The organism is Paraclostridium dentum, assembly GCF_012922555.1.
Lineage (GTDB): Bacteria > Bacillota > Clostridia > Peptostreptococcales > Peptostreptococcaceae > Paraclostridium > Paraclostridium dentum.
Genome location: NZ_WIPK01000007.1, coordinates 83,561 through 97,628 on the forward strand (window position 1 = coordinate 83,561; position 14,068 = coordinate 97,628).

Sequence of the window (14,068 nt, forward strand, 5' to 3'; positions counted from 1 at the left end):
TTAAACTAGGGGGTAATTATGCATAACGAAACACTTGAAAAATTAACAGTCGCTGCTAAGAACAAAGTTAATTTATTAAATAGCAGTAGATTAAAATACATTGTATCATCAGCTTTTGCAGGCCTTTATGTTGGTATAGGAATATTATTAATTTTTACAATAGGTGGACTTTTAACATCAGCTAATTCTCCTATGACAAAACTTATGATGGGTGTATCATTCGCTATAGCATTAAGTTTAGTTGTAATGACTGGTAGTGAACTATTTACAGGTAACAACATGGTAATGACAGCTGGTACGTTAAACAAAGGCACTAGTACTAAAGACTTACTCAGAGTATGGGCTTATAGTTTTGTAGGCAATTTGCTTGGATCGCTTTTGGTTGCTGGATTATTTGTAGGTACAGGACTTGTTAATAAAGGAGCTGTAATGGAGTTTTTCACTACAACATCCTTAGCTAAAGCATCACTTCCATTTATGGACCTTTTCTTTAGAGGAGTACTTTGTAACATACTAGTATGCGTGGCTGTAATGTGCTCATTTAGAACAAATGATGATACTGCAAAGTTAATAATAATATTTATGTGTTTATTTGCTTTCATAACTAGTGGGTTTGAACATAGTGTAGCTAATATGACTATATTTGGAGTAGCATTGTTTTCAAGCGCTATCAAAGGAGCTACTCTTATGGGCGCAATATATAATTTGTTTATAGTTACATTAGGAAACATAGCAGGTGGAGCACTAGTAATGGGTGCTGGTGCATATATATTGGGTAAAAAAGATTAATCAATCAATAGGTTTTAGTAAGGTATATTGGGTTAAAATAAAATTAGTAAGATATAATCAAAAAGAGTATCTATTGAAATTGTTCACTTTCAATAGATACTCTTTTTATTTTAAGTATGTTGTTATATAGCTAATTAACAACATATTCATCTATATAAAATCTTATTGTTGATTTGCAACTTCTAACTCATCACTTAATAATGCAGCTCCTACTGCTAGTACAAATGGAGCTATTATTAAACTTCCTAATAGTATTGTCATGTATAACTCCTCCTTTTCTTATCTTTATTTGATAAGTTTATTATACATGTACAACTTTAAAATAGCCTGACATAAAGCTTAACTAAGTTTTACATTTTTGATAGGCTTTATTACATATATACAAAGTTTGAGGATAGTTATATTTTAGTACCTAATTTATAGATTTCAGTCCATTTCTAAATTAAAAGTTGTGATTTATGATATTCTATAATAAATTAATTTTAAATTTTAAGCTCAGGAGGGTTTATATATGTTAAATTATTCAAAAAATCAAATTAGCATAAATACGTATATATGGAAAACTTTAAAAGTTTTTAACTTTTTTGATAGTCCAAAGTTTATATTGATATTAGCAAGTATATCTAAAGTTTTTAGAAATATTATCTGGGCGTTATTAGGGTTCGTAGAACCTCCTATTAGCCATAAATACAACATATAAAATTATTAATCACAAAAAATATGAACGCAATAAATACATCAATTTCTTTAATCAATATATTTATTGCGTTCTGTAGCTATATGTGTATGATAAATGATGACAAACCCCTTATGGAGAGGAGTATTAATTAAATCGTATCTAGCTTATAAAGATATCCCTGCTAGATACAAATATATTATAACACCTATCGCTAACATGTTTTAATTTGAATATTTAATAGCACTTATTAAATATCTAAATATGCAACAGTAATATTTATAGATAAGTTAACAGAAGTCATATATTAACATAAAAATAAACAATTAATTTGATTTTTTATCAAATTAATTGTATTATTAAAACCTAAATAAAATTTTAGATTTTTAATAAAATACCGATGAAAAATGCCTCCAAACTATAAATTTAGTTATGGAGGTATTTTTTACGCTTAAAGAAAATATGTTTAACTAATATTTATGGATAACATCTAGAGCATCATAATTTCGATGCTTTAGTGAAGTAAAAAATAACATTTTGAGCAACGGACGAAGTCGTTGTCGACATGAGCGAAGCGAATTTTATATATTGATTGTAATTATTTTCCATTTAAACTGTGCTATACTTTTATCATAAAATTTTTAAACTTGGGGGATTAAAATGTGTAGTGATATTAAGGTTATAAAAAAAGAAGTAAGGGACTTCTTGATAATTAACTTTAGCTTAATTACTTTTATATCTATTTTCATATTTATTCGCGCTGCAAAACCAAACAGCATTTCATTTTTATCAAGCTTTGCAGGATTATTTATGTACATTCCCGCATTTTCAGCAATTATAGTTTTAAATAGAAGTTCTTATTATGCTTTTCCCTCGTCAATATATAGATTTTTTAATATCTTTTCTATTGCCACAATTACAAAGATAATTTTATGTATAATTGAATCTTTGTTTATAAACAACCTAAGGATATCTTTTTTAGTAGATGTTCTAGTATCTTGTTATCTTATAACTAGCATTTTTATGAATTCATCTGATTTCGAAATTTTAAATTTATGCTTTAATAAAAACTTTAAAAAAGTTGTATTTGTAATATTGATTTCTTTAGCAATAACTACAATTAGCAATTTATCACAATTAAAATATATGCAAATTAGTCCTATAAATATTTTAGATTCAATTATGAGAGTTTTATTTATAGTAGGTTTAAATGTAGTCTTTGGTTGTAATCTATTCTTTGGAGAGGAGTTTGGCTGGCGATACTTCTTACAACCTCGCTTACAAAATCTTTACGGAAAAAGATTAGGAGTTATTTTATTAGGTCCAATATGGGGGATTTGGCATTTACCCCTTTGTGTAACTTTGTATAGCCCTGAAAGTCCAATATACTGTATTATTACTCATATAATTGCCTGTACTACCCTTGGAGTATTTTTAGGATATACTTACATGAAAACCGAGAACCTCTGGGCTCCTATGCTAGTACATTTGTTAAATAACTCGATTGCACCTATAATTGGTAATTCATACGGCAAAGTTTATACACTAAACACTCTTTTTTATGAGATTTTACTGTATTCAATAGTATTCTTGCCATTTTTACTTACAAAAGAATATCGATCTAATCAAAAATTATATATTGATAATTAACATATATATTGAATTTTATAAAATAACACCCAACTCTAAAATTTAGACTTGGGTGTTATTTTAGCTCTATTATAATTAATACCTATAACTGTTCTTTCTTTAGTTTTAGGTATTCTATTCTTTCTAACTTGTGTTTAGTATCTTTTAAAACTGTTTTTTCTACTAAAGGATCTTTTTTCAGATACTCATAAACTGCTTTAACAATAACTGTATTTAGATTATCTCCATCTCGTTCTGCCTTTAAATCAAGCTCTTTTTTTAAATCCATACTTACCGTTACCATAGTTCTTGTATTCGCTTTACTTACTGCCATTTTTACCTCCTAAAATCAATTTTGAAATATAGTGTAAATTTAAATACGTCTTTTAATTTATTTTTAAATAGTGTTATCACTTTAATAAGTAAATTTTATCATATGTTTATTATATCAATCAATTTAAATATTAATATATATAGCTAAATTTAGTTATTTACATAATTATATTTAATACTTAAAAATCTAAAACTTACTATTTAATACAAAAGTGCAATCACTTTTTTTATAAAATAGGTTGAAAATAGAACATATGTTCTATATAATATTGCTATAGAATCTAATTTTGGGGGGGTTCAATGAAACAGCTTTCTACTGATGAAAAACTAATTGTATTAGGGTATATAGAGGAGATGTTAGATATATTTAATACTGTTTTAATTGAAGAATTTGAAGATGGGGAAGAACCAAATATTATTTGTAATGGTAGCAAATTTTTAAAAAGAGATTTTGAATCTCTAAAAATAAAAATTCAAAATTTATAGCATTGAAAAACAGATATTTTATGAAAGGTAGTGATTTATATTGATCAGTGAAATTATCAATATTGTTGGGAAAGAAGGTTCTTGGGCTTTACTTTCATTTGGATTGATACTTTACATACTAAAAGCTCAAGAAAAAAGGGATATCTTACAAGAACAAAGAGAAGAAAAATATCAAGAGATAATAGAAACTATGACATGTAAATTAGATATGCTGACTCGTCTTTCAGATGACATAACTGATATTAAGAGTAAGTTAGAAAACACAGTACACTAGTTGTTTACATATAAAAAAGGATTGCTATTATAATTTAATATAATAGCAATCCTTTTTCACTCAATATTTGATATATTCCCATAAACCCTTGAGCAACAACTAAATTTCTATAGTTACCTTTTTTCAAATCAAATTTTCTTCCCATCTGTTCCACTGTATATCCCTCTGATTCCATATACTCTGTAAAATCATTGTAAGATTTACTTATATATTTGAATACAAATTTAAGAAAATCTTAAGATTTATAATCCCAAAATAATGTTAGTATTTATATTAGTTAAAAAATTTAATTTTGAAGGGAGAAGTTTTAAAGTTATGTATATGATTTACCCACTTCTTTGTGTGATAACACCTTGTTTTATATATCAAATAATTACTATAAAATCTAGAAAAATTAAAGATAAAGTAAACTTAATACCACATTTAATAAAAGTTTATATCTTCTTACTTTATGTTTCTTTAGCAATTCTCGTAGCTGGAATAGGAAGTATATGGGATATAGGTCAATTTGGAAATATAATCCGAATAGAAGAAATAAACTTAGTTCCATTTAGTTCATCAGGGGCTACTACATATATCTTAAATATTATAATGTTTATGCCTCTAGGTTTTTTACTTCCTTTTATTTGGAGTAAGTTTAGGAATCTTAGTAAAGTGTTTTGTGTTGGACTATGTTTTTCGTTAGCAATTGAATTTTGTCAACTATTTAATCATAGGGTTTCAGATATTGATGATTTAATGATGAACTCATTGGGAGCTGTTTTTGGATATTTAATATGGTTATGTGTAACTAAATTATTTAAGTACATAATTAAGTTACCTATATTTGTGTCTATATCTAACACAGATAATCAAAATAAATTTAGCTTATATATAAGTAAAAATTCTATATCTAAAAATGAAGCCGTTATGTACCTTTCATTAGCTATTTTAGGAGAATTCCTATTTTATAACTGGTCTTTTTTATACATATAATATTAGAAATTTATTTATTTTAGATATTGTCTTTTAATTGTAATCAGAAATCCTAATTAAGTATTATCTATTGTTTATTTGGTAAGCATAAGGGTATTTATTATTTAAATTGAAACTAGTAATAATCACATTTATTTATATATGATACAACTTAATTAGGAGGATAAAAGATGAAATATTTTATGGTTGAAGGAATACTAAAAAATCCAAATAAAATTGATGATACTATTATGAAAGAGCATATGGATTACACTCAAAAAGCAATGGACAAAGGATTGATCTTAATGTCTGGACTTAAATCAGATATGAGTGGAGGTCTATTTGTTATGAAATCAGAGTCTATTGAAAGATTGAATGAGTATTTATCAAATGAACCTTTTAAAACTTATGATATACAAGATTATAAAATAGTAGAATTTGATGCTCATTATTTCAATCAATCACCTAGTGAATGGTTTAAATAACTTAAACATATTAAATTCATAAGGGGTGAATGGAATGCAAAAGGAAAAATTTATAATATTAAGCTCACTTGTACCAATTTTAATGCTACTAAATATAATGGTTTTTAAAGGCATTTTAATAGCCAATATATTAATATCTTTAACTTTAGCACTCATTTCTGGAAAACTAGTATCTGAGGTTATAAAGTTAAGAAATAAGAAAATCTAGATTATATAATACTATGGTATAATTTAGATGATTAATTTTTAATATTTAGTTTTTGGAAGGTAAAATATATACTATGAAAATAGCAAATATAACAAATGGAGAGGTTTTTAATAAATACTTTGAAAGAACATTTTGTACAAAAGGAATTCCTTTTAATGAAGCAATTATGGTAGGAAATTCTACATCAAATGTATTTTCTAATGAATTTTGTATAAATCGCGCATCTCAACTTAATGTTTCTATAGAAGAATACTATAAAAAGTTAAATGCTTTTTTTAAGTTTATAAAAGAATTAGAACAATATGAAGAAATCATTTTATGGTTTGGATCAGATACATTCTGCCAATTGAATTTATTAACGATTCTTTGTTTTCTAGAAACTCGAAAGTATAAAGGCAATGTATTTACAGTTATAATTGACGATGAAAGTTTTAATATAATTCGAGAAAAAACACCTATTACTCTTGTAAGTTATCCAGAACTATATAAAAAAATCTTATTGAATAAAGAATACGTGAAATGCAATGATTCCATTATGGATAAAGCTATATCATTGTATTTTGATTATTTATCAGATAAAGGAAAACTTGCTATGATTATAAAAAATAATAATACATTATCTGAAAATCAACTAATTGAAAAGCTATTACTTGAAGGTACAGATTACGGTATTAGTGATTTACAGGCCTATCATTTAATAAAAAAGTACTTACTGAAATAGTAAGTACTTTTTTATTAAAACTTAAATAACTCTACATATTTTTCTCTATTGAAATGTTATATGATAAATTTTATATTAAAATTTTTAATGATTAATTATATAAGTTTTCCTCGTACATATCCATTTTAATTCTAATTAAGTAGCTTGTTAACAATATATAGCACTACTTGAATACGTTTATATAAATAATAATCGAAAATAATTTTAAATTTTTTGTAGAAGGAAATCGGAAAACTTTATCAAATACTTATATTGCAGGAATTCTTGCATTCATATATTTCTCAACCCATTCAATTGTCCTGCTTATTTGATTTCAAGAACTTTCAAATATACAATTCTAAAAAATTCACACAAACGTTTGTTGTTATAATAACAACAAACGTGAATACAATTATACCAAAGGAGATGTTTAAGATGAAAAGCAATAACTTAGATCCATTAAATTCTAAACCTAACTTTAAGGGAATTTTGGGTGTTGCTTCAGTTTGGTTTGCCGCTCATGTAGGTGGGGGCTTTGCTACAGGTAATCAGACAATGAATTTCTTTGTTGAAGATGGATGGTACACATTCTGGATACCAATCCTAATTATCGGTATTATAGCTTTAGTTTATAGAGAAACAATGATTATGGCTAAAAATCATCAAGCTTATGACTACAGAACAATAGCTAAAAAACTTTATGAACCGTATGATAAGGTATTACCTATCGTATTTGAAATTTGTTATTTAATAATAGTTTTACTTGCTACAGGAGGTTCTATTGCCGGAGCAGCTGCATTATTTGCTGAATTTGGACTTAGCTACAACCTAGGGGTAGTGGTAACCGGACTAGTATTATTTATACTAACAATATTTGGTGCTAACCTAATTAGAAGTGCTTCTTCATTTATGACTATCATAATAGTCGTTTGTCTTACTCTAATATGTTATATAGGAATATCTGCAAACGCTGATAATTTTACTCAATTAGCAACAACTGGATATGCAACTTCATCAGTTTGGGAGGCCTTATGGTCAGGTCTACAATATGCTGGATTCCAGGCTATAGTATGGTCAATAGTTGTAAGTGTCTGTCAACCTCTTAAAACAGATAAGGAAATCAATTTAACAACTATAATAGGATTTGTATTAAACAGTGTAATGATCGTACTGAGTTGTATGATGTTATTTGCATGGCTTCCAGGAACTTCTGGAGAAACTCTTCCTATTCTTTATATTTGTAAGCAAATAGGTAAAGGATGGCTTATAGTATTGTACTCAATTGTACTTTTACTTGCATTCATATCTACTGGTATAGGATGTGTATTCGGTGCAATTGCAAGATTTGAAAATATTATTAAAGTTCCAGCAAACATAACAGTTAGAAGAGGAGTTCTTTCTCTATGCTGTATGATTCTATCTATGGCTATATCTCTTTTCGGTCTTACAAACATAGTTAAGATTGGATACGGATATACTGGTATAATTGGTATTTTCGTTGTAATAATACCAGTACTTACTGTTGGTCATATTAAAAATAAAAAATTCAAATTAAATCAACAATCTCAAAATTCACAAGAAAATGTAATTGTAGAAGAGTAGAGTTAATTATAAATTATTTTGCAAGTTCATAGCTAATTGCTAAAAATAAATAAAAGGACTTAGAATCTTAATAACCTAGATTCTAAGTCCTTTTCTATTTTAAAATATAGAAAGTATTTTTACATGGTTTTCTTCTATAAGATTTTTAAGGCATTTATTATCTATATTCATTTTTTCTAGAATTTCTTCACTAGTATAAACATCTGGTAAAAAGCATTCATTTTTTAATATATGCTTTTGATTATTTATAAAAGTTTTACCCATTCTAGTAGTTTGATTTTATATTTATTAAGTGCTTTCAAATATCGTCTATACTGCCAAATAATTCTCTAATTCAATTTAAAATTTTAAAAGTTCGAAAGCGCTTTCTGTTTATAAATATACTATCATCAAATTCTGCATATTAAAAATTGCAATTCTCAATACATATAATTAAATTTCTTAATAGTTAGTTAGATTTTTATCAATGTGTATTTTACGGAATAGTATTTGAATGGTTGATAATATAATTATCTAAGGGGTGGAAATATGAGTTTAAGTTGCTTAGATTTTTTAACTTATCCAATCATATATATTTTATCAATGCCAATTTTAGTTTTATTTCATGAGTTAGGTCATGCAATTTCCGCATTAATACTTACCGATGATATTGTAAGTATTTACATAGGAACATCTAGTTTAAATAAGAAATTTAGGTTTGCTAGGTTAACTATTTATTTTAATGGTTATTCATCCTTAATGGATATATCATATGGTTGTGTAAATTGGAATCCAATGTATAATAATTTAAAATCAGTTTTAATGAATGCCGCTGGACCCCTTGTATCTTTGTTAATTGCTTTTCGATTTTTTATAATTTTAGATAATTATCATCTATCATACTTTTTAATAAAGATTTATAATGGAATATTTATTTTTAGTTTTAGCCAATTTTTATTTACAATTTTTCCAATTAAATACACTTATAGACCCTATGTCGGGTTTTCAAGTGATGGGTATAAAATCTTACAACACTTGAAAATATTGAATTAGAGTATTTGATTTTAATTGATCTAATTACAAAAACAGGAAAATACTATGTTTTTGTCGTTAATTTTAAATTTGTGTAACATTTTGTTTCCTTTACTTGTCCATAGATTTAAAATAAAATATATAATTATATATTTTATTGAGGTGGTAAAATGAGTGCAAAACAATTAATCTTATTAGTTTTCGCTATTTTGTTAAGTATTTATAATGTGTATACCCTTTATCAAAAGGATAGATAATTTAATGTACATTTGCTTAAGTTTTAAATTTATAGTCTGACTATCTAAAAAAGAGTATATATATCTAAATTGATTTATTAATTTAGATATATATACTCTTTTTTAATGCTCTTATTAATATTACTTAATTAAACTTGTAAAGTTCACAAATTTTAGGAATCAATAATAAAATTAATGAATATGTTAATATGTATAACTAAGGTTTATTTATATTTGACTTAGTTATACATTATATTTAATCCAGTACTTTTACTCTCATTTGTGCTGGATTATTTTTTATGCTATTTATAGCTCTCCATAATCTATATATTCTTGACTACATACATACTTAAGCATACAAACTCTTTCTAAATTTCGGTTTGCACACTCTAGTGTTTGATTTAAACATATAGATGCCCTATAGTGCTTTCTGGCTAATCCTAAATTACCTTGTAATTCATAGTAAATTCCAAATAAATTATGTGGTTCAGCGGCATTAAAATTTTCCATAATAGCTGAAAGTATATATTCCTTTGCATTGCTAAAATCATTACTTTGTAAACTATTTATCGCATTTCTTATGTTTGATTTAAATGAGTCTATCCTAGTTTCTTTGGATAACATATTAGTATCCCCCCTTTATATTTTATTTAATAATATTTTATTAAAATCCATATAAATTTGTTGTTAAGATATATACTTTTGTATAAAAACAATATTAAGATTTCTTAATATATTTAATACTCTATTTCTTATTTAAAATTGCTATAATCATTTTATATACTATTATAAAATCAGGGGAGGCGTTAGAGTGTTTTATAGTTCTTTATCTATGGCAGGAATATTTTTTGTAATATCATTTATATTTTTTATTTTTAAAGATAAAGCATGTATTTTAATTGGTGGATATAATTTAATTTCTAAGGATAAAAGAAAAGGTTATGATGAGGTAAGTCTAAGCAAAGATTTTAGAAATACGTTTTTTAACTATGGCCTAATATTTTTAATAGGCGGTATTTGTTGCTTGATTATATCTAATTTATGCTTTTGGATAGCATTTTTAGTTTGGTTAATTTACTTTTGCAAGAATGTTAGTTTTAGCAATAAGGTATTTGATAAATACAAAATTTAATATAAAAATACATAGTAATTCATATTTAATTTGACTTAATTTTTCCCCTATGTTAAAATGCCATATCACTTTAATAGCTAATCTAGGAGGAAATATGGAAATTTTAAAATCTATAAAAAAAATACCAGGAGGACTACTTATAGTTCCAATGATTATAACATCTATAATTAATACATTTTATCCTATAATATTCACTGTTGGAGGAATAACCCCCTCAATTCTAACTACGAAAGGAACTATGACACTAATAATTATATTGTTATTCATATCAGGTACACAGTTTAAAATATCCCAGGTAAAGCCTATGTTAAAAATAGGAGGAACTCTAATTCTTTTCAAACTATTCTTGGTGTATTTAATTAGTATATTTTTTGTAAATGTATTTGGAATGCAAAGCATACTTGGTATATCAATACTATCTATAACATCAGTGTTTATAAGCAACAATCCAGGATTATATCTAGCACTCAACGATTCTTTTGGAGATGAGATTGATGCCTCTGTATTTGGATTACTAAATTTAATAATTGTTCCATCTATACCTGTTATGATACTTAGTTCAGTTAATGGTCACAGCATAGACTTTATATCTTTATTTAGAACTATATCACCATTTATTTTAGGAGTTATATTTGGTAATCTAGATAAAAATATTAGGTTTACCTACCAGTCAGCTACAAATTTACTACTTCCTTTCTTGGGCATAAGCTTTGGTGGGAGTATAAATATTTTAAATGCTATAAATTCAGGACTTGCAGGAGTTATATTAACACTATCATTCTATATATTAATTACACTTCCAATGTTTATTTTTGAAAAAAAGATATTAAAAAGAACTGGATTTATCTCTATAGCGTCTGCATCTGTTGCAGGTACCTCTTTAGCTGCACCTGTATTGGCAGCACAAATAAACACCTCTTATGAATCTTTCGTATCAACTTCAATATCTCAAATTGCATTAGTAATGATTATAACTACAATTATCACTCCTGTATTAACAAAAAAACTAATTTCTAAAAAAGCATTATAGTCTAAAGTTTTAAATATATATAACTTTGATATATCTTTTAAATACACTGAAAAGACATTAAAAATTTAAAATTCAAATTAATTTTAATGTCTTTTTATTTTTTAATATACTTTTAGACTTACCTTACTTTCATCGAATAAATAACTCTAACTTTGTTTTTGTCCTTATCATCACTTGATAGTTCTTTAAATTTAAATCCTAATTTTTCTGCTAGCTTTATAGATGCTATATTTTGAGGATATATATGGGCTTCGATTGTTTGAACAGGTGTACTTTCACTTACATGGTTAATTAATAATGGAGCGGCTTCACTCATGATTCCTTTGTTCCAGTGAGCTTTCTTTAACATATAGCCAATTTGGACTTTATTTTCATTTTCATCAAAATGGTGTAGAGCAAGATCTCCTAAATACTCATTAGTACTTTTTTCAATTACTCCCCATCTTATAAACCACTTTTTTTCAAATCCCTTATCTATAACATCAATAAGCTTTATAATATCTTCTATATAACTAATTTTTTGACCTGAGTTAAACTTCATAACATCCTCATCTGAGTACATTTCCAAGATATCTCTTGAATCTGAATATGATATCTTTCTCAAAAGGTATTTATCAGACTCTATTTCTTTAAATTCATTAAATAAACTATACATATACCATCACCCCAACCTTTTATAAAATAATATTAGTATACTTTACTACCCTATATTTCTATAAATAATCAAAATAACTTCTCATACTCTCTAATTTAGATTTTTATATTTAGCTTAATTTATAACTTCGCTATCTTAATCCTATATTCATTTATTTCACTCCAATTTAATTATTTAAAATGTCTTATTCCATATATAAAAATTATTATTATATGTAACTCTACTATTAAAATCTGCAACAAAACACAAATCTGTAGATAATTAAACTTTTTGATAGTATATTTAAATCAAGAAAGGAGTTAATAATGAAAATTAATATTTTGATAGATAAGATTTTAGGCAGAGATGAAGTAGAAATTAAGGTTTGTCCTGAAAATGTAAACCTTGGACATGATTTAGAAAACTACATAAGACAAATTTCAAAACTAACAGTTATAAATACTAAAAATGATAGCAAAATCAAAGTAAATATAAATGATATATTAAAATTTCAATCAGAAGGAAATATGTGTTGTGTAAAAATGAAATCTAAAGAACTTTATTTGATAAATAAACGTCTAAAAGAAATAGAAGGTCTTAATTATAAAGGTTTTGTAAAAATCAACAATCAAACAATCATTAATCTAAATGAAGTTAAAGAGTTTTCATCTGCCACAAATGCAAGATTAGAAGTAATACTTAGTGATGGCTCATTTCACTTTGTAAATAGACATTATGTAAAAATAATAAAGGAGAGATTATTATGATTAAACAGTTTAAATCATCTTTTTTTCAAATATTTTCACTAACATTTATATGGGTCTTATTATTAATTTCTATATTTTTAGGAGATGTATCATTATCAGTTAAATATACTTGGAACTTAGTTTGTATATGTGCTATTTCTGCAATTATATTTGGAGTAATGTATCCTGCTTTATGGAATTTCTCATCACTTAAAGCTTTTAATAAAATTGCTATATCATCTGTTATAAATACACTTGGAGGAATTATAGCTGTATGGTTATTTTCACAGGATATGTTTATCTTTATAAAACCATGGATATTAGCGATCTTTATACTTACGATAATAGGTCATATTATTGGTTTTTATTTTTACTCAAAGTGGGATAATACAAAAACATCTAAAGAACTAAATAATCTATTAAAAAAATAATTATAACTTTAAAAATTCTACATCCTTTGGCTTATAAACACTATTAATTAAAAGGGGAATTCTATATTATGAACGATTTGATTTTACATGTTCCATCGTTTGAAGAACTTAAGTACAGACAACTAATTTTGTCTCAGGAAGATACCATGTCTTACAATAAAGGTTATAACCTTGGAATTGAAAACTATAATAACGAAACAGGTTGCATTGATTTTTCTAAAAAGTATTGGAGTGAATGGTATTCTAAGTGGGTGTCTGAAAGAGTAGCTAGATACTACGCGTATATAGTAAATAGTAAAACTGACGAGTTTGTAGGTGATGTATGCTTTTACTATGATGCTCAAAATGATTTACACCTTATAGGTATAGTTATCGAAAGCAAGCATAGATCCAAAGGATATTGTTCAAAAGGATTATTAAAGCTTGCAGAAATAGCCTTCAATGACTTTAATGTGAAAGTTTTAAGAAATGTGATTCCTTTAGATAGAAAAAGTGCCATAAGCGGACATAAAAGTGCTGGGTTTAGAGAAATTAGTATTGCTAATAATTTAATTACGCTAGATTTAGTAAAATCAGAACATTTATCTAAGTAATGTATAATAAAAATAGTTAAGGTGTATTTAGTTACAAATACACCTTAACTATTTTTTAATATTTATATAACTTTTTAAAATTTAATGAGGTTACAATATAGAACAAAATTTTAAGGTTT

Annotated in this window: 20 protein-coding genes; 16 read left to right on the forward strand and 4 right to left on the reverse strand. The window is 25.8% G+C overall.

Annotation, left to right across the window (positions count from 1 at the left end):
- Positions 1 to 18: 18 nt before the first annotated feature.
- The 3 genes from GFJ41_RS11840 to GFJ41_RS11850 all read left to right on the forward strand — a co-directional run bounded on the left by GFJ41_RS11840 (position 19) and on the right by GFJ41_RS11850 (position 3,115).
- Positions 19 to 789: a formate/nitrite transporter family protein gene (locus GFJ41_RS11840; protein WP_170075412.1), complete on the forward strand. Its 771-nt coding sequence runs from the start codon at positions 19 to 21 to the stop codon at positions 787 to 789.
- Positions 790 to 1,300: 511 nt separating this feature from the next.
- Positions 1,301 to 1,489 (forward strand): hypothetical protein, encoded by a 189-nt coding sequence (locus GFJ41_RS11845; protein ID WP_170075413.1) that lies wholly within the window; start codon positions 1,301 to 1,303, stop codon positions 1,487 to 1,489.
- A gap of 636 nt (positions 1,490 to 2,125) precedes the next feature.
- Positions 2,126 to 3,115, forward strand: coding sequence for a CPBP family intramembrane glutamic endopeptidase (locus GFJ41_RS11850; protein ID WP_035117896.1), 990 nt, complete (start codon positions 2,126 to 2,128; stop codon positions 3,113 to 3,115).
- 82 nt (positions 3,116 to 3,197) lie between these two features.
- Here the strand turns inward: GFJ41_RS11850 and GFJ41_RS11855 are convergent, their stop codons facing one another.
- Positions 3,198 to 3,428 (reverse strand): hypothetical protein, encoded by a 231-nt coding sequence (locus GFJ41_RS11855; protein WP_021431878.1) that lies wholly within the window; start codon positions 3,426 to 3,428, stop codon positions 3,198 to 3,200.
- 299 nt (positions 3,429 to 3,727) lie between these two features.
- Here GFJ41_RS11855 and GFJ41_RS11860 point away from each other — a divergent pair, with 299 nt between their 5' ends.
- The 7 genes from GFJ41_RS11860 to GFJ41_RS11890 all read left to right on the forward strand — a co-directional run bounded on the left by GFJ41_RS11860 (position 3,728) and on the right by GFJ41_RS11890 (position 8,136).
- Entirely contained in the window at positions 3,728 to 3,913 is a 186-nt protein-coding gene (locus tag GFJ41_RS11860) for a hypothetical protein (protein WP_035117895.1), read from the forward strand.
- Between the two features lie 40 nt (positions 3,914 to 3,953).
- The gene (locus tag GFJ41_RS11865; RefSeq protein ID WP_021428764.1) at positions 3,954 to 4,187 is read left to right on the forward strand and encodes a BhlA/UviB family holin-like peptide; all 234 of its coding nucleotides are present in this window, start codon (positions 3,954 to 3,956) and stop codon (positions 4,185 to 4,187) included.
- A gap of 315 nt (positions 4,188 to 4,502) precedes the next feature.
- Positions 4,503 to 5,162 carry a VanZ family protein gene (locus tag GFJ41_RS11870; RefSeq protein WP_226890257.1) on the forward strand — a complete coding sequence of 220 codons (660 nt, stop codon included), beginning with the start codon at positions 4,503 to 4,505 and terminating at the stop codon, positions 5,160 to 5,162.
- A 170-nt stretch (positions 5,163 to 5,332) separates the two neighbouring features.
- Positions 5,333 to 5,626 carry a YciI family protein gene (locus GFJ41_RS11875; RefSeq protein ID WP_035117892.1) on the forward strand — a complete coding sequence of 98 codons (294 nt, stop codon included), beginning with the start codon at positions 5,333 to 5,335 and terminating at the stop codon, positions 5,624 to 5,626.
- Positions 5,627 to 5,660: 34 nt separating this feature from the next.
- Positions 5,661 to 5,834: a hypothetical protein gene (locus tag GFJ41_RS11880; protein ID WP_170075415.1), complete on the forward strand. Its 174-nt coding sequence runs from the start codon at positions 5,661 to 5,663 to the stop codon at positions 5,832 to 5,834.
- Positions 5,835 to 5,907: 73 nt separating this feature from the next.
- Complete coding sequence (locus tag GFJ41_RS11885; RefSeq protein WP_170075416.1) at positions 5,908 to 6,555, forward strand: hypothetical protein; 648 nt, start codon at positions 5,908 to 5,910, stop codon at positions 6,553 to 6,555.
- 414 nt (positions 6,556 to 6,969) lie between these two features.
- Positions 6,970 to 8,136, forward strand: a complete 1,167-nt coding sequence (locus GFJ41_RS11890; RefSeq protein ID WP_035118003.1) for a YkvI family membrane protein — start codon at positions 6,970 to 6,972, stop codon at positions 8,134 to 8,136.
- A gap of 99 nt (positions 8,137 to 8,235) precedes the next feature.
- Here the strand turns inward: GFJ41_RS11890 and GFJ41_RS11895 are convergent, their stop codons facing one another.
- On the reverse strand, positions 8,236 to 8,400 hold the full coding sequence (locus GFJ41_RS11895; protein WP_170075417.1) for a hypothetical protein: 165 nt from the start codon (positions 8,398 to 8,400) through the stop codon (positions 8,236 to 8,238).
- 264 nt (positions 8,401 to 8,664) lie between these two features.
- Here GFJ41_RS11895 and GFJ41_RS11900 point away from each other — a divergent pair, with 264 nt between their 5' ends.
- Positions 8,665 to 9,168, forward strand: coding sequence for a site-2 protease family protein (locus GFJ41_RS11900; RefSeq protein WP_170075418.1), 504 nt, complete (start codon positions 8,665 to 8,667; stop codon positions 9,166 to 9,168).
- A 521-nt stretch (positions 9,169 to 9,689) separates the two neighbouring features.
- On the opposite strand, the gene GFJ41_RS11905 is transcribed toward GFJ41_RS11900, so the two are convergent.
- Complete coding sequence (locus GFJ41_RS11905) at positions 9,690 to 10,007, reverse strand: hypothetical protein (RefSeq protein ID WP_142730950.1); 318 nt, start codon at positions 10,005 to 10,007, stop codon at positions 9,690 to 9,692.
- 187 nt (positions 10,008 to 10,194) lie between these two features.
- On the opposite strand from GFJ41_RS11905, the gene GFJ41_RS11910 reads away from it, so the two are divergent.
- Positions 10,195 to 10,515, forward strand: coding sequence for a DUF3784 domain-containing protein (locus GFJ41_RS11910; RefSeq protein ID WP_263348436.1), 321 nt, complete (start codon positions 10,195 to 10,197; stop codon positions 10,513 to 10,515).
- A 94-nt stretch (positions 10,516 to 10,609) separates the two neighbouring features.
- A complete protein-coding gene (locus GFJ41_RS11915; RefSeq protein ID WP_170075419.1) occupies positions 10,610 to 11,545 on the forward strand; it encodes a 2-keto-3-deoxygluconate permease in 936 nt (311 codons plus the stop codon).
- Positions 11,546 to 11,663: 118 nt separating this feature from the next.
- On the opposite strand, the gene GFJ41_RS11920 is transcribed toward GFJ41_RS11915, so the two are convergent.
- Entirely contained in the window at positions 11,664 to 12,200 is a 537-nt protein-coding gene (locus tag GFJ41_RS11920) for a GNAT family N-acetyltransferase (protein WP_170075420.1), read from the reverse strand.
- A gap of 305 nt (positions 12,201 to 12,505) precedes the next feature.
- Between GFJ41_RS11920 and GFJ41_RS11925 the strand changes: the two genes are divergently transcribed.
- The 3 genes from GFJ41_RS11925 to GFJ41_RS11935 all read left to right on the forward strand — a co-directional run bounded on the left by GFJ41_RS11925 (position 12,506) and on the right by GFJ41_RS11935 (position 13,949).
- A complete protein-coding gene (locus GFJ41_RS11925) occupies positions 12,506 to 12,946 on the forward strand; it encodes a LytTR family DNA-binding domain-containing protein (RefSeq protein WP_170075421.1) in 441 nt (146 codons plus the stop codon).
- A complete protein-coding gene (locus GFJ41_RS11930) occupies positions 12,943 to 13,356 on the forward strand; it encodes a hypothetical protein (RefSeq protein ID WP_170075422.1) in 414 nt (137 codons plus the stop codon). Before GFJ41_RS11925 ends, GFJ41_RS11930 begins: the two co-directional genes overlap by 4 nt.
- 68 nt (positions 13,357 to 13,424) lie before the next feature.
- A complete protein-coding gene (locus tag GFJ41_RS11935; protein ID WP_170075423.1) occupies positions 13,425 to 13,949 on the forward strand; it encodes a GNAT family N-acetyltransferase in 525 nt (174 codons plus the stop codon).
- Positions 13,950 to 14,068: the final 119 nt, after the last annotated feature.